The organism is Salegentibacter sp. UBA1130 (genome assembly GCF_002311535.1).
GTDB classification, from domain to species: domain Bacteria; phylum Bacteroidota; class Bacteroidia; order Flavobacteriales; family Flavobacteriaceae; genus Salegentibacter; species Salegentibacter agarivorans.
In genome coordinates this window covers 121,461-140,164 of the sequence record NZ_DCAP01000042.1, presented here as the reverse complement: position 1 = coordinate 140,164, position 18,704 = coordinate 121,461, and the positions used below count along the sequence as shown (strand labels likewise).

At 35.3% G+C, this 18,704-nt stretch carries 15 protein-coding genes; 3 read left to right on the top strand and 12 right to left on the bottom strand.

All coding sequences use genetic code 11. The features are described 5' to 3' along the window. The 11 genes from B4F31_RS18010 to B4F31_RS17960 form a co-directional block, all read right to left on the bottom strand. Positions 1 to 1,823, bottom strand: a 1,823-nt coding sequence (locus tag B4F31_RS18010; protein ID WP_286761873.1) for a helicase HerA domain-containing protein, incomplete at its 3' end; no start/stop codon positions are given. Continuing rightward, positions 1,810 to 2,094, bottom strand: coding sequence for a hypothetical protein (locus B4F31_RS18005; RefSeq protein WP_208225753.1), 285 nt, complete (start codon positions 2,092 to 2,094; stop codon positions 1,810 to 1,812). The genes B4F31_RS18005 and B4F31_RS18010, both read right to left, overlap by 14 nt. Positions 2,095 to 2,137: 43 nt before the next feature. After that, complete coding sequence (locus B4F31_RS18000) at positions 2,138 to 2,425, bottom strand: hypothetical protein (protein ID WP_208225752.1); 288 nt, start codon at positions 2,423 to 2,425, stop codon at positions 2,138 to 2,140. A 386-nt stretch (positions 2,426 to 2,811) separates the two neighbouring features. Further along, a complete protein-coding gene (locus B4F31_RS17995) occupies positions 2,812 to 4,398 on the bottom strand; it encodes a hypothetical protein (RefSeq protein ID WP_208225751.1) in 1,587 nt (528 codons plus the stop codon). Positions 4,399 to 4,524: 126 nt separating this feature from the next. Further along, the gene (locus tag B4F31_RS17990) at positions 4,525 to 6,300 is read right to left on the bottom strand and encodes a UvrD-helicase domain-containing protein (protein ID WP_208225750.1); all 1,776 of its coding nucleotides are present in this window, start codon (positions 6,298 to 6,300) and stop codon (positions 4,525 to 4,527) included. Then, on the bottom strand, positions 6,297 to 8,411 hold the full coding sequence (locus tag B4F31_RS17985; protein WP_208225749.1) for an ATP-dependent nuclease: 2,115 nt from the start codon (positions 8,409 to 8,411) through the stop codon (positions 6,297 to 6,299). Before B4F31_RS17985 ends, B4F31_RS17990 begins: the two co-directional genes overlap by 4 nt. Positions 8,412 to 8,564: 153 nt before the next feature. Beyond that, positions 8,565 to 9,227, bottom strand: a complete 663-nt coding sequence (locus B4F31_RS17980) for an ATPase (protein ID WP_208225748.1) — start codon at positions 9,225 to 9,227, stop codon at positions 8,565 to 8,567. Further along, the gene (locus tag B4F31_RS17975; protein ID WP_208225747.1) at positions 9,211 to 9,930 is read right to left on the bottom strand and encodes a hypothetical protein; all 720 of its coding nucleotides are present in this window, start codon (positions 9,928 to 9,930) and stop codon (positions 9,211 to 9,213) included. Before B4F31_RS17975 ends, B4F31_RS17980 begins: the two co-directional genes overlap by 17 nt. Before the next feature lie 3 nt (positions 9,931 to 9,933). Next, positions 9,934 to 10,215, bottom strand: a complete 282-nt coding sequence (locus B4F31_RS17970) for a helix-turn-helix domain-containing protein (protein WP_208225746.1) — start codon at positions 10,213 to 10,215, stop codon at positions 9,934 to 9,936. A gap of 252 nt (positions 10,216 to 10,467) precedes the next feature. Further along, the gene (locus B4F31_RS17965; protein ID WP_208225745.1) at positions 10,468 to 11,301 is read right to left on the bottom strand and encodes an RteC domain-containing protein; all 834 of its coding nucleotides are present in this window, start codon (positions 11,299 to 11,301) and stop codon (positions 10,468 to 10,470) included. Positions 11,302 to 11,401: 100 nt separating this feature from the next. Next, the gene (locus tag B4F31_RS17960) at positions 11,402 to 13,819 is read right to left on the bottom strand and encodes a bifunctional aminotransferase class I/II-fold pyridoxal phosphate-dependent enzyme/GNAT family N-acetyltransferase (RefSeq protein ID WP_208225744.1); all 2,418 of its coding nucleotides are present in this window, start codon (positions 13,817 to 13,819) and stop codon (positions 11,402 to 11,404) included. A gap of 224 nt (positions 13,820 to 14,043) precedes the next feature. Between B4F31_RS17960 and B4F31_RS17955 the strand changes: the two genes are divergently transcribed. From B4F31_RS17955 to B4F31_RS17945, 3 genes are read left to right on the top strand one after another with little or no spacing between them, the layout of a single operon-like run. Further along, positions 14,044 to 14,421 (top strand): hypothetical protein, encoded by a 378-nt coding sequence (locus B4F31_RS17955; protein ID WP_133549771.1) that lies wholly within the window; start codon positions 14,044 to 14,046, stop codon positions 14,419 to 14,421. A gap of 13 nt (positions 14,422 to 14,434) precedes the next feature. Then, a complete protein-coding gene (locus B4F31_RS17950) occupies positions 14,435 to 15,358 on the top strand; it encodes a helix-turn-helix domain-containing protein (RefSeq protein WP_133549773.1) in 924 nt (307 codons plus the stop codon). Positions 15,359 to 15,405: 47 nt separating this feature from the next. Continuing rightward, on the top strand, positions 15,406 to 15,864 hold the full coding sequence (locus B4F31_RS17945; protein WP_243729703.1) for a DUF6520 family protein: 459 nt from the start codon (positions 15,406 to 15,408) through the stop codon (positions 15,862 to 15,864). Between the two features lie 53 nt (positions 15,865 to 15,917). On the opposite strand, the gene B4F31_RS17940 is transcribed toward B4F31_RS17945, so the two are convergent. Next, entirely contained in the window at positions 15,918 to 18,599 is a 2,682-nt protein-coding gene (locus B4F31_RS17940; protein WP_286761872.1) for a M16 family metallopeptidase, read from the bottom strand. Between the last annotated feature and the right edge of the window lie 105 nt (positions 18,600 to 18,704).

Sequence of the window (18,704 nt, the reverse complement as noted above, 5' to 3'; positions counted from 1 at the left end):
ACAATCAGCCGCTTATCTTCGATCTTGTAAGTTTGATCTTCGCTAACTTCAAATAAGAAGCTGTATAGACCATCGCCGACATACTCCGAGAGCACGTGCAAAAAGTTGGTAATATTGAAGTAGTCGGGATGGATTTTAAGGGTCTCCAGCAGCTCATCTTTTCGCTGCTCGATAAAACGGTAAAAACTATCTAAGGAATGGTTTCCCGTGGTGTTTTTGTAATAGTAACGGAGGATCTTTTTTATGGCTACGGATTGTGCTTTAGTAACCTTGTCATCTGCAGCAATGAGTTCCAATAGGAACACCGAAAGATCCTCCAGCCGATCCGGGCTTACATCATTGGTATTGGATATGTAGAAAGGATTAATACCTAGACTTTTTCCGCTCTCGTAGCGCAAAACAGTGTACTTATCAGGATAGAGCTTAGCGAACTTGGTATAAGAACCTCCAAGATCGATAATAACCAGGCGCACCCCGTTTTCAAAATATTGACGAAGGATGTTATTGGCCAGAAAGGATTTCCCTTCCCCGGTAGGGGCGAAGATGGAAAAGTTTCGCGCCTTAATGCGTTTCTTTCCCTCATCCCAAACATCTTTTATTACGGGAATATTATGTTCACGGTCATTAAAAATGATACCGTTAGGATCCGATTTATAATTGCTGTTATTGATAAAAAGGCACAAGGCATGTTTCAAATCGGTGACATAGAGATCTTCATCGGAAAAATTGGAAGAGAAGCAGCAGTAGCTGTTTAGCAGGTAATTTTTTCGTTCCTCACCCCGTGGAGCGTAAGGGGTAATATCGAGTTCCTTGAACTCAGCCTTAATTTTAGAGGCAATGCCTTCCAAATTACGAGGATCGCGATCCCAAAAGATTACATTGAAATGGCCACGGATAATCCGCGCATTATCATCGCTATTAATTTTCTCCAGGATTTCCTGGATCTTTCCTAAAATGACTTTGTTTTGAGAGCCAAAGTTGGAACTCTTGCTGAGCTCTTCTACTTTTTTATCCAGTAGCTTGCGCCATTTGTGTTTATCATCCAGGTAGAGTACCTGGTTGACTATATGGTTTTCTCTTAAATGAAGCCCCAGCCCATCAATAAACCCCTGGTGAAATACAAAGTCATCAGATGTGAATTTCTCATTGGTCTTGCTTGACTGTACCCTTTCGCCAAAGCACAGCTCGCTATTGATAGCCAGAGCATCAAAATAATTGTTCCCCGTTTGAATATGTTGTTTTTCCAGTAGCATATCAGTATCGAAACCATCATTGAAACCATTGAAATATTCCGTAGTGAGTTTGGTGATTTCTTCTGGTGGTAATGCTTTTATAGAAACCTTTCGGCTGTTAGCAATAAAGGAAACACAATCGTTTACTGATCCGATAAAGCTTTTAAGGTTGGCATCCAGTTCCCTTACAATTTCTTTGGAGACTTTTCGAAAAGGGTTTAGGTATTTCGGATGCTGTAAAGTCTTATTTCGAGTCAGGGTAAAGAATAATAAAGAGCGGTGTTCAATAAACTCCCGATCCTTAAAATGATTCTGGGTGGCCTTTTCCAAAAAGGTTTTGTTTGGAAGTGACGTTGCAGTGAATGCCTTTTTCTCATAAATATCCTGCTTATGCACTACTGTACCTACCGGTAGGGACTTAAGCGCCTGGAACCAGGTGGCGTGCAGGTCTTCAAAATCTTTTTCCGATAAAGAATAGATTTCAGGTAGGTCCAGCTGATAACACAGCACAACATTACCATTCTTGGCGAAAATAATATTATCCCGGATATCAGCAATCGGCCAGTGGGAGGAAAGATTAATCTTCTTCATAATCGATACCTGAGTTTCTTTTATTACTAATCATTTTTGGAAATGCCCCGGTCATTTGTAGAAATTCCAGGAGCCTACTGATACGGTTTAACCCGATATACAAGAATGCATTAAAGAGCAGGGCGCTAATAATCACACCCAGACTGAAGGAGAAAATGATCACCAGTAGGGACGCGATTATCGAAAGCATCATTAGCGCGAATAGGGTAAGGGGAAGCCCAAAGATTACCGCACCTTTTCGAATATTCCTATAAGGTTCATACTTTTTCATAATTGTTCCTTTGTGTATTTTTAAATCTGGCTTAGCTTCCGATCTAGACTACAATGGTGATCAAATAGGTGAAGATGCCTACCACAGCGCCTGCGATAAGAACAAAGACCAACACCCGGGTTATTCCTTTTTTCAAATCGGAGTTTTCCCCAAAGAAGTGGCCGGCATTAAAAAGAAAGCCGACTAAAAAGATGACTCCAAGGATGATTGGAAATATATTCCTTATAGTATCGGAAATATCGGCTACGGAATCTTCGATCCCACCGATTTGCGCAAAAAGTGACGTGGATAGCAACGAGAAAAAAGTTGCCAGAGAGATAGATTTTTTCATAACGAATAATTTTAAATTTTGGCTCGTTTTCGTTATGAGAAAATTAGAAATTTAATCACTTAAATAATTGAAAATCAATGAATTGTGAATAAAATATTTTTTATATTAAATTGATTTTCAATGCTTTCATTTAGCATTAAATTCTATGAAATTCTGAAAATGAGGTGTTGATAACTTGAAATGTGGAAAGGGGAGAAGGGTACAAAGACGTCAGTTTTGTGATTTTGTTCCTGAATATGTACATCATTTTTGGACAAGAAACTGAAATAAGAAAAGAATAGTGATTGCTTTAGGCTTGGATGATAAAGAGATCGATATTATTGAAATAAATATTAGTGTTTTTAGTAGATTTTGGTGTTTTTATTCAATGAAGTATTTCATAAGAGTTAAAAAACTTCAAGATTGAATTTTAATTTTTCACTGAAGTATAGCTCGTCAAAAAAATTTTGTAGTGTCGGATCTGTTATAACCGTATAATCACTTTTACATAATTCCTTGAAATGTTTTGGTGTTTTCAAAAACATAGCACACAAATCCAATTCATCATTAGTTATTAATCTACCGTGCAATAATTCTCTATACTTTAAAAATTCAAAAAATTTTCTAGCGGGATTATTAAATTTATAATTTAGGACTTTTAGAAATGTTTCTAAATCATCAACATATATAGACCACGGATAGGGGTCTTCATCATTTTCTTTGTTAAGCAATAATCCTAAATCTGTTTGTATGGAAGCAAACCTTTCGGAAGTAACTACGATTGAAAAAATCTCATTAATACTATATGTATAAATTACTTCGTGTTCCTTTTTGTAACTTATAGATACAATATCATTGTTCAATAACTCCTGTTCCACCTGATAGCATTGGTCATAACCTTTTTGAATACATTCTTTAAAATCCGATTTGATTCTTGGATATGCTTGTTCAGTAACTCTTCTTGGTTCTCTGTATCTAGATGATTTACATTCAATAATATAAGCATTGCCATTTACCAAAACTAATATATCCTTTTCCTCAGGTAGGTTGTTTACGAAATAATTAGTGAAAATTTTTATCTTCTTGGATTTCTTAAAAATTTTTTTAAATATAGCTAAAGTATGGTTCTCCAATACAACTTTACCTCTTCGAAGGTTTAGTTGTTCTTTTTCTTTGTTTGTCTTAGTGAGGGTATCGTAGAGTAAATCATAAAAAGCTGATGGTAATTGTTTTTGATGCACGTTTAAATATTCATCATTATTAATCTTAATAATAGGTTTTTGTTCTAAAGGATTTCCTTCAGAATAAAATAAGTTGTCGTGAACATCTTTGATATCAATGGAAAATAAACGACAATAAGTGTCAATATCTTCTTTTTGAAAAGAAGGATAATAGTCTGCTTTTTTGAAAAGTAAACTTTGGTGAGGTTTTTCTACAAAACTCCAAAAAGTCTCTAGAGTATCACTTGGTAGTTCTGAGAATTTTTCTTTGAATTTATGCTCATCTATTAATCCGTTGGCAGATAATCGAGTTAATTTATCAAAGTTTTTATCCAATATAAACGACTTGGACTTAATTGATTTTTCACGATAAAATGATTCCGAATAATTACACAGATCAATCAAAGTTTTAAAGTCTATTTCTAATCTTTTTTTGATTTTATCTTGATAGGGCTTGAATAATCTAATTAACTTATTTATCTCCTGTTCCCTATAATTTAAAATCCCATTTTGAAAGTAATTTTTGAATGCCATTTCATGAACAACTAGTTGTTTTCTCTTATCAGAGATATCATTGAAGAAACCGGCAGGATAATTTTCGGATAAATAAAAGCTAACTATCTGCGAAAGAATACCTGCTACTTCTTGAAGAACCAAATCATTTTCTTTAGAGTAATAAAGCTCTTCATTCCCTTCAGTAGGAGTTGAGAGCCTTAGCATAATCAGGTATAAAGAGTCTTTTAATTTCGATTTAATTTTTTTTGCGAAACCCATATTACCTCTTTCTGGATGATGCCGGATAAAATCAGCAAAAAAGCATACGAAACTCTCTTTTGAATATCTAGAGATTAGCTTCTGAATCTCTAGTGATTTCTGTTAGACATCAATTTTCATCATTGCTTAGAGTTCATCAAATTCAAAATCTAACCCTTTTAATTCTGGTGTAATCTCTAAAGGATTTCCAGCTCTAGTTTGTCTGCCAGTTTCTGAAATTAAATGCAAGTTGGTCTTTGCCCTTGAGCAAATAACATAAAGCAGTTTTTTTGAAGCTGCCACAGGGTCTGCATTAAAAATGTCATTCCAATGAGGAACATAACCATTGAGTAATCCATACGCAATCACAGTTTCAAACTCTTCTCCTTTTACACCGACACAAGTGTTAATGACAACACCTGACATTTCTCTGTAAAAACTCATAAAGGACTTTATATCACTAGGTACTTGAAATGTTGGGTCCTCTAGGCGGCTCTTAATTACATCGAAAAAGGTCTTACGATTTATAAGAAGTTGCTCGTAAATGTTTTGGTCAATGCCAACAGCATCAAGAAATTTGTCAAAACAATCCTTTAGATAATCTATGCCTTCGGTTTCATCAGATGTAATCGAATTAATCAGTCTTAAGACGTTCCTTTCTGTTTGATACTCTTCTTTGAAATCTGTATTCGTATGTTCTTTGAAGTTTTCGATTACTTCAGTACACCATTTGTATCGCAATGAATATATTTTTGGTTTTGGTTGTGTCAAGAATAACCTTGATAATTTATACCAAATATTATTTCGATTTTTTGACATTGGTGCCAAACCAGAAGCATCAAAGTTTACATCTGGTAGTTTTGCCCTTAGCTGTTTTGTGATTGTGGTTATTAACCACCATTGTGGTACCAATACGCAAATTTCATCCTCGGGAATTTCATTATCCAAGCTATGCTCTATAAGTCGTGCAATCTCATCAACCAAATGTCCTTTGTCAACGGTTTGGTTGTAAGTTATTGTGCTTTCAGCTTTATTGTTTTTACCAATTGCTATGATGTCAATAGGATTTGTCTGAAAAATGGAATAAAAGTCAATAATTTTTTGGGTTGACCTATAATTTCCAGACAGCGTAAGTTGTTCGATGGGTAAAGTATTCAACTCATCTTGTATTTCTTCCAGACTCTTGGCAATACCTCCCAAAGAAGCATAGATTGCCTGGTCAGTATCTCCAACTAAAAAAAGGTCTGTACTACCTTCTCCAGCCGTTACAATAGAAGAAATAATTGCGTAAAGCAAATCTTGTGTATCTTGATATTCGTCAACACATATAAGGCTGAAAATATTAGCTAGTGTTTTTTTTATTTTGGGATGTTTGGTTAAGAGCTTATAAGAGTAATAAAGTAGAAGTTCAAAATCAATTAACTTCTCTGCTTGGAGCCTTGCGTGATACTCTTTAAGAACTCTTTTCTGAATTGTTTTTGGCTCGGCAAATGTGCCTTCCCTATTGAATCTGAAATCAATCGGGTCAATAGGTTTTAATTTATGTTTTTCTTTAAGCTCACTTATAATATCCGAGGCATAAGTTTCGTCTGCAATTAAAAATCCATTTTCAAGTTCCGGCAAATAACAGGAATAGGGTTTAATAATCCACTCAAGGCAAAATGAATGCAAAGTACCAGACCAAACCCGCTTGCTGTTGATGCCCATTGCATTTAATCTGCGATATATTTCTTCAGAGGCCCTCACGGTAAAAGTAAGCGCGACTATTCTTTGTTTACTGTCTTCATCAATGTTTTTTAAAGCATAGGCAAGCTTATGTATAATTACCCGAGTTTTTCCACTACCTGGACAAGCGGTTAGAAGTACATTACCATCCTTAACAACGGCATCCTTTTGCTGGGTACTTAAAGTATCTAAAATCATAAATACGATAAGAATTTGGTAAATTGGTCATTGGGAAAACTAGCTACATATTCATCAATAATCTCTTGGTCTTCCTTACCCTTAAAGCTCGTTTTCTTTGCTAATTCAAAATACTCATTGGTTTTGCTACGGCTAATTTTACGTAATCTGTATTTAGCAGTTTTAACTTTAGAAGCATTATTTAAATGTGAAGAAGCAAAAGCTACTGCTCTTAAGATGTATTCTGGAATATAGGTATTATACACTAAATTATCAGCAACCACCAAAGCTAACCATCCCTTACCTTTCTTATCAGCCAATCTTAAAACTTCTACGCCAGCAACTGAAACTGATTTGTCTTGCAATTTTTTCTTTGATGAATCGATAGCTGCCTGTTGCTTGAAAATTTCATCAAGCGATTCTACGAATTCGTAACTATTACCATTCATAAGAAAATCGACCTCAAATGTATAATCTGAATAGAAAGGGTTTAAAAAATCGTTGTTCTTGCAAAACTTATCTAATTTTACTTTTCTTTCTGCCCCACTAACTTGAGATGCCCTGCAATGTTTCTGATAGGTAGAATCATCTTCTTCATTGGCTGGTAAGTCAACTATGCTAGCATCTAAATCAGTAAGGATAGCACATTTTTTTTTAATTCTATCATTGTGAAAAAGTCTCGCCACATTTTTAAAGCCAGTACTCCCAATGTTTACAAGACTAACTCCAATTTCATCGAGTGAAATCCCAAAGACTTTTTTAAACATTTGAGGTATGAGTATTTGTTCTGCATCGCCTTCAACTAGAACAATCCCTTTTGCAAAAAGTAAATTACTTCTAATAGCATCTAAATATCGTTCGGCTCTTGTAATGTATTCATCATCAAGATTGTTTGCAGGCTGATATACCAATGTCTGCTTATTCCCTCTACTCAAAATATTTACTGAACTTATGCGACTAACGGACGAAATATGTGTTGAGTGAGTTGAAATGATAACCTGGGTTTTATTTGTTTGCACGTTATCAAATAGTGTTTTTTGTATATGTGTATGAATATGTGCTTCAGGTTCTTCAATCAGCAGAAAATTTGCGATTCTATCTGTCCTAATTTTTTCATACTCCAGTAATTTGAGTGATAGGTAAATCATATTTGCACCACCTAGACTAAGCTCCCATATTTTACCCATATAACCCTCTTCATCTGGGTCTCCAACCCATAATTTCAGTGATTGTAATAGCTTTTCCATGTTATTCGGAAGCTCGGATTTTACATCTATATTTGGCCCATACGTTGTGCCCACGGCCTCCTTAATACTTTTATCAATTCCGTCTTTAACTTCTTTCACTTCTTTAAGAGAACTAATCTGCTCGTTGAGTTTGTCAATGCTATCAATTATATCCGTTTGTTTTGAAACTTCAACAGTTTTTTCTTTTCCTCTTAGCAAGTTTATTAGGGGATTGGTTGAATAGGAACGTAAGTCGCTTTCAACATCACGAAGTGCCTTGATAAACGTGCAAGAAACTTCATTGTGTACGCTAATTTCTCTTGGTAAAAATGTTCCAAATATTAGTTCTTCTTTATAATCTGGATTGGGGAATTCAACTGTTTCAAAATCTCCAACATATTTTTTGTAAATTTCATCATCGCTAAAATCTCCCATACCTCTACATAGATACGATGTTTCATAATCATCGATAGTGAGCTTATCGAGATAAAGTTGAAGCCCTTCTACACTCTTATCAGGGGATTGCGAGTAATCGTAAAGTTCTTTTCTAAATTGATATTTTGGTCTAAAATAGACCGCATAACTTCCAGTTTTTTTGCCTCCTTCCATATCTCCTGAAGATTGAACGGCAAGCACTTGGGCTTCTTCACTTGCATCTAATTCTTCAAAAGTTACTGATAGAATCATCCAATGCCCAGCCCATTTTCCTAAGCTTCTATTAAAGTCAGACTCATAAAATCTTATATATCTTGGAAGTTTATCATCAATTAAAACCCGTAAGGCAAAAAATAGGTTAGTTTTACCTGAACCATTTTCTCCAATTATAGTATTAGTTCCTTTTTTAAATAGGAATTTAGATTTATAGAAATTTCTAAAATTTCTTAGGGATAATGAACTTATATGCATTATAAAATTCTTATGATATTACTAATGTAAAACAAAAAAAGGCCAATGATAATTCATTGGCTCTTTAATAAATCCTTTTACTTTAAAACATAAATATAATAATATGTTAAACAAAAAACTTATGATTTACCATAATTTGTAAATTCTCATGAATTATAATCGCTTATCTCTACTTTGTTTTTCAAAAGCAATCAGATTAAATAGCTCACGCATCCGGCTGCGAACACGATTACCGTAACGTTCTTCCAATTCTTCAGCATTCAAATTGGTAGTGGCATGGGTTTTTAGTTTTTGACGGGTTTCTGTAAAAAGTTCATACCTTGAGAGTAAGACTTCACCCATAACATTTAAGTCTTTCCCATAAAATCTTCCCGGGGGCTCTACACCTAGATCGTCAAAACAAAAATATTTTGAATTACCGTAGTCTTCGATAGTTTTATATCCTAAATGATTAAAGCTAAAGGTTACATTTCGGCAAGGAATCATTTCGTAAGGGCGTTGAGCCGGAACCAGATGCCTTAATAATTTCATTAAAGAGGTTTTACCGCAACCCACGGGCCCTGAAAGTAAGATTCCCTTATTGATGTCAATATCAAATTTTTTACAAGTAGCTTCATCCCGTATGAAGTACGATGTGAGTTTTAATAGAACAGCTTTATCTTTTTTATAAATTTTAAAATGTTTACCGAATAGCAGCTTTCCTTTTGCATTAAGATAAATCAAGATTTTTGGGAAGTCGTAATGTACACAAGTTCCATCAAATTTGCCCAGAGAATACTCAACGCCACCTTCAGTTATTTTAGAGGGGTTGTCCATAATCTTTATTTTTAGTGGTTCGCAGGTTGTCCTTGAAATGGGATGCTTGCTTTTTATTTAACTTATTTTTTTCTTTCATAAGCGCTTTTTGATGGACCCAATATTTTGCTAAAGCTCTCCAATCTCTCACCTCAGAACCATCGCTTGTTTGCCACTGCCTGTCTTCATAGTACTCGTAGAACTCTTTTGCATATTCCGGATTAAAATTTTTATTACTAAAAAAATCCAGTACCACCTTCAAACTGTTTGGATGTTTATTATGTTTTATTGGTTTAGTATTGTTTATTGTAGATACCAATACTTGTCCACTGACGGGACGCTGCTGGTCTACTACTTGTTCCTTTATGGGATGGTAGCGTTCCGCAAGTTGTTCTAATTTGGGATCGTAATGGGCTTCCTCCGGTTCATCACTTGTCCCAATAATGGACATCTTGATTTTACTGCCTTTGTATGGGTTATTGGAAGGAAAGTATTCCAGGTAACTCCAGGCATTCAGATCGGTTATACATCTGTGATAGGTAGATTTGGAACCTATCTTTGAAGCATTCATTAAATCCCTTCGGTTCACGAAAAAATCCAACGCAAACCTGCTACTATTCCATTCCTGGAATAAAGCCATATACAAGCTGATATGCGTTGGATTAAGACGATCATCAAAATAGAATTTTTCAAAAGCGGCGTTTAAAAGCTTAATATAATTCATTGCTTAATATTCTAAATGATGTACACGGTTCTCTTCCATGACTTTCTGGATTTCCGCTGCATCGTAATAGATAATACCGCCAATCTTAGTGAAGGGTAGCGTGCCATTTATTCGTAGGTTCTGAAGTGTTCCCGGACTTATTTGTAAATAATCCATTACTTCTGCAGATTTCAGGTATTTTTTTATTTTACCTGATTTCTGCTGGTTCAGCAGTTGTTTAATGTCTTCGAGTAACTCCATTTTGAAATCCTGAAGATCGTCCGTAGTAATAATTGATGTTGGCATAATAGAACAAATTTTATGGCTCGGAACATTTCATTTGTTTGTTCCTGACCTGGTTTATAACTGTTCTATAAAATTGAAATTGTTTTCAGGAAATTATTCCCTAGGTTTTTCGTAGTACGAAAAAAATTAACGTTTAATAGAAAACGATGAAAATTGATATAATTTGCTGTTCAGGTAGGAGGGAAGAGGTAGAAATTCTTTGTAAAAATTATGGAGAGCTGATTTTCGTAGTTACGACTTACTACGAAAAATTCACTTTTCATCATCCCGTCGCATTTTTGCTTCTAGGTTAACAGCGATCTGGTATAGGTATTTGGCTCTTGGATCTTTTCTGGCTCTCATCTCACTATATGTCTTATGATAATTATCGAGCTTAATATTAAAAAAATCCTCAAAGGCAGAAATAAGCGTTTTTAGATCTGCAGTCCCGTGGTTGATATCCCCTTTTAAGTATAAACTATAGATTACTTCTACTAAAGAAGTTTTAGAGCCTGACCATAGTAGAAGGTTTGGTTGGCGTTCTCGGAAATCTCCGCTACTTCCCGGTTGAATCAGTTCCAACTTCTCCCTAATATAATGTATATAGCGGTAAAGCGCCTGTACTTTTGACCATAGCATATCGTGACTGGTCGAAAATTCGGGATTTTGATAATAGTTAATGGTTGGGCTAAAGGAGAAATCCATCTTACCACTGCGACTGAAAAATTGTGGATCCAGGTAATTGTGGTTTTGCTCCATATAGTTGACAAAACTGTTATTTTCAGAAAAAAATCTATTGATCTTTTTAATCTCTTTCTCCAAGTAACGAACTTTATGAGAGTTTCCGACCTTTGGGAGCTTTAATTCACAAGTCCTGACTTCGGTAAAATAAATAAGATAGCTCATAGGGAAAGGTTTTATATTTTTAAAAAACTCTATTTCGGCTTGAGTATCTTCAAAATCATCCTTATCTACTTGCTTTTGTAATTTGGAAAGAATTTTAATACATAAACTAATGCCATCTTCAGCTTTCTTCAAATCAGGTTTATCTGACTGAATTAAGCTTTCGACATTTTCGCTGAATATAGACATTGTTTTCTCGAACATGAGACTTGTATTTAATGAAAACAAATAATGCCTTTGCTGTGCTATTTTCAATACGGCTTTTTAAAGGGTAAATATTTAAAAATATGCTTCAAAGGGGGTGTTAATCTTTTTGTAGCCAATCCAAAGCTTCAAGACTGAAGTTATCATCTGCTTGAACATAGGCTATTTTAGGTATTAAAGTGGCTCCCAATTTCTTTTTTTCAAAACTGGCGCTAAGGCCAAAATTAATTTTTTCGAATTTGAAAATCCCGGCTATTTTTATTGCCTGGAATAAAAGCTGGCGATAGACATTGAATTTTTCATTATATTCATAATCCATGCCTACAAAAGCGGGTATGAAAGTTTTCCCGGATCGCGTTATAAACATCACGCCAACGATCTTATCCGATGCGTCGTGATTATCTGCTTTAAGATATAAGGTTAGAAAATCCCACTTCGGACTTTTAACCATTTCAGAAAATAGTTTTTTAGGAAATTTAAAAGTGTTAATTCCTAAATTGTTATTCCAAACCTCTTCAAATAACTGGTAATATTTGTCAATTTCTGCTGGGGTAGGGGAGCTTACGATCCTGGTGTTAAAGTAATTCTCAAATGCCTTAATGTCCTTTTTAAAATGTTTCCTGGAGCGTTTACTGAGCGTGGAAATATGTTGTTCTTCATTTCGCCAATTGAGGTTGGCAATTTCACAGGAATCGGGCATTTCTAAGGAAATAAAACCTTGCTTGTGAAGAAAAGCGTTCAACGTATTTGTTTTTTCAAAATCCCTTAAAATGATGAGTTTAGCCCCTACGTTAGACTTTATTTCATCAATTTTCTCTAGAAATAACCGCATGGCTTGAATATGTAGAGGATGATCATCGTCTAAAAACAAATGGGCTCCCTCTGAAAAAACTGATCCTAAGGATAGCACCATATCGGTCATATAATAGGGATCCTGTTCACGTATTTCTTCAATGGCTTTCGAGGTTTTTGCATCCGATAGCATATCATTTTTTAAAAGCGCACTAGTAAGGGGTGCCGCCAAAATGATTTTCCCTATTTTGTCTTTTATGGTAATGTAATGGAAGGCCCAATTATGCTCCTTTAAATTATTATTGGTAAACACTTTCTCTAAAAAATCAAGACCGTCCCAATCAAATGTACCTTTTCCGAAAAAACAGGTATCCCATTCCGATTTATTTATTTGTTGAATGGTTTGGGTATATTCCAGATTTAGCTCTTCCATTTGAGTAGTTACAGGATTATTCTTTTCGGTTGTTTGAATTCCAAATGATTTGTAAATCCTGGTTAAATCAGTATGGGTTTCTTCCATAGCCAGGGGAAAGTAATAATTCATCGCATCCACTAGGGCCTGAATATCTTTCAATTCGTTATGCCTAGAAATCGTGATTCTAACTCCGGTATTTTTAACCGGAACTGCTGGAAACAAACCAAGATTAACAAAAAAACCGGCATTCATCATTTTGCGTACAAAATTATATCCTGTAGCCGGTAACCCTGTACCAATATAAAATACCGGGGAGGTATTCTTATGTACCAGCGGTAGATCTGAAGCCTCTAGTAATTTATTAAAATATTCAATTTTAGCAGCTAAACCTGACTGTAGCTCATAGATTTCAGGGGAGAGATGAATTTCCGCAGAAGCAGTGGCAGCAGCAACTGAAGCAGGTTCCAATTGGGCTGAAAATGTTAGGGGTCCTCCGAAATTTTTAATTTTTTTATGCAATTTTTTATCAGGACATACTAGCACTGCACCACTAGCCCCAAAAGTTTTACTCAACGTGCCGATTAAGAGTAGATTCTGGGGAAGCTCTTTCAATACAGACATAACATAACCCGAACCGTGCTTTCCTTTCCAACTCATTCCGTGCACATCATCTATATAGAGGTGTAATTGCGGGTACTTTTTGGACAACTCCATTAAGTCCTGTAAAGGGGCAAAATCCCCGTACATGGAATAAACCCCGTCTGCCATATACCAAATTTTATTGGCCTTATTTCTTAAGTCTTTGATATAATGTTCCAGCATATCCATATTGCTATGCCTGATCATCCTTACTGTTACTCCTTTTGATTTTAAAACCTCCGTGGCACTTTGAACACTCCAATGTACCTGGTGATCCAAGATCACCGCATCACCATCCCTTATAGCTGTGGGAATGACTGCTAAATGCCCAAGTGTACTATTTTTAGTAATGAGTATGGGGTGCTGGTACATTTCAAATATTTTTTCTTCCAGCGGAGCATAGAGCGGGTGCGAAATATATGTTTTGGATAGTGGAAACTGGGTTCCGTATTTTTCAATAGCATCTATTGCTGCTCTTTTTAACCTTTTATCTTGTTCAAGTCCTAAGTAACCCGTGGTTCCGAAGTGATAGGAAGGTTTCCCGTTAATGGTTATACGCCGCCCGTTTAATTCATTGCCCTCTGCATGGAGATGGATTACCCCAGCATTGGTTGCATTGGTGATTACTTCATCAACCGTATCCAAGAAATTATTGTGTTTAACTTTAGCCATAACTTTTGATATGAAAATTTCCTTTTCAAGCTATGATAAAAATCTATTACAATTCTGGCTGTTACAATAAAAAGTCTTTTCAGAACAGTTATTCGGCTTTTCGTTCAAATAGCTTTAAAACTTATGAGAATAACTTTATCACATAATATATAATTCAAGAAAAATGTTCTGGTAAGACGTATTGGGATTTTGTTTTATATTAGTGATATCCAAATTATTACGGGATGGTTGTGGATGGTACTTATGCAAAAATGTGGATTTCCAAGGGGATCCTTTATTTTATCTATAAAGAAATTTATGAGATTAATAGGAGTATGGCCAAACAAATCGTAAGCCAGCGATTACAGCTGCAAAATGAAAATTCATATCCTATATTTTGTGATCTAAGGGCTGTCACCCTTGCTCAAAAACAAGCCAGGGACTATTTGGCTATTGAAGGTGCATATATGACAACGGCACTCGCACTCCTGGTTAAAGATGAGCACGCCGAGGTAATCACCCAGATGTATATTAAAATAAATAACCCGGCTTATCCTACCCGGGTATTTACTAATAAGGAAAAGGCGCTTTCGTTCTTGCAGGACTATAAAAGTAACCATTAATAAAATAATAATTATGGAAAAGGAAATCAGCAACGAGGAGAAAATGAGGTTCAATTCTTTGTACCAACAAATCATCGAGATTGCCTGTGGTAATTTTATGTTTCGCCAGGAACCGTCAGGTCGCCGAGACCCACTAGATACTATTGGCGTATTACTAAATATGATGTCCGAAGAAATTTATAATTCCTGTTTTAAATCCCAGCAGCAGGAGGAACATACGGAATATCATTTTTCAATATTCCTGGATAATAGCTACCATATAACTTCATATACTACCCAAACTCCCAAGATCCTGAAATGGGATGAGAAAAAAATTGATAGACCAATTTCAGAAATTCTTTCCAATAATTCCGTAACTGTTTTAAAAAAGGAACTGGAATTAAATGATGGAAAACCTTATCAGCGATTAATTACTTTAGACTTTCTAACTGAAAATAAAAGTCTATATAGGACTCCCTGCACTATTCAGAAGATGACAGGTATTAATTCAGACTGTTCATATGTAATTACCGCTTTTCGTTTCGAAAATAGGATTGAGGAGGACGAGAAAGATAGTAACCCAGCCAGGTCTTCAAAATCAGGAAGGAAGGAGAGTGCCGCAACAAAAATACTGCTAAAGCAAGTACGTCTTTATATTCTCCGGAATCTGCATACTGAACTGCCATCCCTTAAGGAATTAGGACTTATTCACCGTACGAACAAAACTAAACTCAAAGAAGGATTTAAGAAAATGTATGGCACTACCATACCCCGGTTCCATATGAAAAAAAGACTTGAAAAAGGTGCCCTTTTAATTCGAAGTACGGAATTGCCTATTTCCATAATTATGCAGAAATGCGGTTTTAAGGATCATTCACATTTTTCTAAAAATTTCAAACTTCAATATGGTCAGACGCCTTCGCAGTATAGAATGGAAAATGCCTGGTCCATTTTATAACAGAATAGTTTTTCGGCTTTAGCGACCATTTTTTTTGAGGTTATTTGATGAAATTTACTATTGTAAATGATAGTAGCCTTAAGCTTATACTACTTTCAAATTTCAGTATTGTACTGGAATATTTACACCATAAAAGAAAAGTTACAAATCTTTTTGCGCAGAAAGTAGGAGAAGCCGAAAATCCTTCAAAGAGTAGGTATATTTTTAATCTTTATATTATGAAAAAGCTATTTTTAATTCCAGCAATGGCGCTTCTTGTTGTTTTAGGCATGTCCTTTACAAATGTAGGAGGTGAAACCGACAATGAGCCGGCGACCCTGGTCAACGATTATGTCTTGATTAGTGGGAACTGGCAACCAATTGCTGAACAGGATTGTTCAGGTGGACAATATCATTGCCAGGTGAAATTCAGTGAGAATGGACAGGCTTATGATGTGTATGATGAAATGAATGTCAATACACTCAAAGAGAGCCCTACCAGACCACCAAAATTGATTAATCCATAATCATTTAATTTAAGTATCCCGGATTTGTCCGGGATACTTGTTATAAAAGAATTCTATTTATTCTTGGGTATTATTATTATTTCCTGTCGTTTATCCAGAGACAGGTATTTTTTTGCGGCCTCGTTGACATCTTCCAAATCGATGAAATGTTTTAGTAAGGAGGAATACTGTAAAACTTCTTCTGTAGCACTTCTTTCACTGTTCTCATATCTTTTTAGAAAATCCGGCCAAAAATTTACAAGGTAGAACCTATCCAGCCTTGGTTCGTACCTATCTATTCTCAACGGAATGGCTGTCTCCAACCAGGTTGGGGCAACTCCTTTATCACGGAGTTGTTTAAATTCTTCAACAGCCGATTTAATCATTTTGTCCTGATTTCCAAGGTCACTATCAAAACTTATAATAAAAGCATAGATCCCTTTTTCAAAATCCATCCACTTACCATAGGCATGAGGCATATAGGAGCCACTTCTTAAGCGGTCAAAAATCGCCTCGTCTAACCTTTTCCATAAAAGATCCAGCACTACCTGTGTTTTAGAACTATAATCTATTTGCACCGGGAAGTATAGTTCGACTACGGCATTATTGACATCTTCGTATTCAACCGTTTCTGAAATGGTCTTAAAATTATAGGTGAATTGATTCTGGAACATATTATTCTCTATAACCGTTGGAAATTCAGACAGGTAATTTTGAACCTCTGGTATTAATTCTTCTGAGTTAAAATCTCCGGTGATAATAAAGGTGTAGCCATATAAATTTGTAAATTTATTATAGCCTTCATAATAATCTTGAAATGTGAGGGCGGCAATATCTTTTTTACTTATTTGCGGGACCTTGGTAAATAATGTCCTTTCAACCGTTTCACGAATCATCAGATTATGATCTAAGGTTTGGCTGAACTTCAATATTTGATCTTCTTTCCAATTTTCAAATGCCTGTTGATTGTATTTAGGATTGAGCAAATAGCGATGTAATACATTAAAAAAAGACTGTATATCGTTTTTTTGAAAAACTCCGTCAATAATAAACTGATTTTGAATATGATAATAATTCAATCTCATCTGATGATCCAGCATGAACTGCTTTAATTCAAATTTTGAGTAATCTTCAACATCTCCGTAGAACATCAAATCAGGTGCTGTAGTCGCAGTTATATATTCTTTTTTATTTCTAATAGAAATTGGAACTTCTTTGTATCCGTAGATTGAAACTTGATTCTTATAGCGTTCCATCCAGGGTTCTGAAGGCTTAAAGATCAGCTTTATTCCATTTGGCAATATTAATGAGCTTACTCCAATTTCATTTTCCTTTACCATGGATAGATCAACATTTTTTAAAGGTTGAAAAACGTTTGAAATAGTGTCAATTTCCCGGAAAATTAATTTGGATTTTTTTCGGGCTTTTACTTTCGCTTCCTGATACCATTTCATCACATTCTGATGCTTTGGTATGGATGAAACCGGAATATTAATAAAGGTATAATCGGTATTTTCAGAAAGTTGCCAACCGGTATTGATGTAATTCTTGATCTCCGATATTCCAATATCCTCCAATACCTGTCTTAACTCCCTCTCGTATCTTTCGCCAATAACTGCTCTATTTCCTAAAACAAAATGATTCAGTAAACTGATAGATATATCCCTTGATTCTGAATTTTTTGTTACGAGATCATCATATAAAACTTGTTTTGACTTTTCTAACATTTCTTTATCAATAGTCCCTTTCACTAATTCATCCGCTGTAAATAATTGCATCATATTTGACTTGATATCTAAATCATTATCAGTATCCACCATCCAATAATTTATCTGTAGTTGACCGTTCGCTAAAGAATTGCTACTAAAAGAGCTAGTATAGTTTTCAAACGGAGGATCGTATTGATCTTTTAATTTTTTTCCGATTTTATCATACATCATGCTAGTTAGCTTTTGCAGCAACATTTTTCGCAGATCTTCTCGCGAACGCACGAACTTTTCATCATTTTTACGCTTACTGGTAATTACTATCCTGGATGACTCATTAATGGAATCTTTAAGCGACTGGTACTGGTTTTTACCAGGAAGGATAATTTTAAATTGCTCATTGTACCTCTCAGGGCTTTCCGAATCGTAGCCGGACTTTAAATCGTTAAAACGATTAATTATTACCTTTTCGAGGCTGTCGGGGTTGATGTCTCCAACTATGATGGCAGCTTCTAGGTCCGGTCGATACCATTTATTATGGAATTCTTTTAAAGCTTCAATATTCACATTTCTCATACTAGCTTCTGAGCCTGCTTTATCCTGTAGCCCAAAATTCGTATTTGATAGGACGATATTGGAAATCGTATCTAGATACCAATCTCTATAATAAGACTTAGATCGGCCTTCGCCGATCACCGAACCGCTTTCCACCGCTACATCATTCTCTCTTATTATCATATTCCCCGACCATTCATATAGAAATTCCAAAGCAAGGTTCAATTTTTCCGGGCGGTCTGAAGAAAATGTAAGTTGGTACTCTGTAAAATCATAACCGGTTCTGGCCGCAAGAATAAGACTGGCAGAATCAGCAACCTTTAGAAGTTGCGGATATTTTACCGTATGAACGGCGCCAATATGCTCAAGAAGATGAGCATATTCTTTCTGATTTTGTTTTTGTTGATAATAACCCGCCTTCACTGCTAATAGCATTTGAATTTGTCCGGGAGGAACCTCGTTTTTCTTTATATAATAAGTAAACCCGTTTTTCAATTTGCCATATCTTACAGTCGTATCAAGATTTTTTTCAGTCAAAGCTTTAACTTGCTGAGCGAACAGCTGGTTTCCTAGTACTAAGAAAAGTATTGAAAGAAATAT

What these genes read in the sequence shown, in the direction of transcription:
- B4F31_RS17975 (WP_208225747.1), bottom strand. Translation starts at nt 9,930, where the DNA reads ATGAATTATATTAAGCTTTTAAACGCCGCTTTTGAAAAATTCTATTTT.
- B4F31_RS17970 (WP_208225746.1), bottom strand. Translation starts at nt 10,215, where the DNA reads ATGCCAACATCAATTATTACTACGGACGATCTTCAGGATTTCAAAATG.
- B4F31_RS17985 (WP_208225749.1), bottom strand. Translation starts at nt 8,411, where the DNA reads ATGCATATAAGTTCATTATCCCTAAGAAATTTTAGAAATTTCTATAAA.
- B4F31_RS17955 (WP_133549771.1), top strand. Translation starts at nt 14,044, where the DNA reads ATGGTTGTGGATGGTACTTATGCAAAAATGTGGATTTCCAAGGGGATC.
- B4F31_RS17995 (WP_208225751.1), bottom strand. Translation starts at nt 4,398, where the DNA reads ATGGGTTTCGCAAAAAAAATTAAATCGAAATTAAAAGACTCTTTATAC.
- B4F31_RS17980 (WP_208225748.1), bottom strand. Translation starts at nt 9,227, where the DNA reads ATGGACAACCCCTCTAAAATAACTGAAGGTGGCGTTGAGTATTCTCTG.
- B4F31_RS17965 (WP_208225745.1), bottom strand. Translation starts at nt 11,301, where the DNA reads ATGTTCGAGAAAACAATGTCTATATTCAGCGAAAATGTCGAAAGCTTA.
- B4F31_RS18005 (WP_208225753.1), bottom strand. Translation starts at nt 2,094, where the DNA reads ATGAAAAAGTATGAACCTTATAGGAATATTCGAAAAGGTGCGGTAATC.
- B4F31_RS18000 (WP_208225752.1), bottom strand. Translation starts at nt 2,425, where the DNA reads ATGAAAAAATCTATCTCTCTGGCAACTTTTTTCTCGTTGCTATCCACG.
- B4F31_RS17950 (WP_133549773.1), top strand. Translation starts at nt 14,435, where the DNA reads ATGGAAAAGGAAATCAGCAACGAGGAGAAAATGAGGTTCAATTCTTTG.
- B4F31_RS17960 (WP_208225744.1), bottom strand. Translation starts at nt 13,819, where the DNA reads ATGGCTAAAGTTAAACACAATAATTTCTTGGATACGGTTGATGAAGTA.
- B4F31_RS17945 (WP_243729703.1), top strand. Translation starts at nt 15,406, where the DNA reads ATGAAATTTACTATTGTAAATGATAGTAGCCTTAAGCTTATACTACTT.
- B4F31_RS17990 (WP_208225750.1), bottom strand. Translation starts at nt 6,300, where the DNA reads ATGATTTTAGATACTTTAAGTACCCAGCAAAAGGATGCCGTTGTTAAG.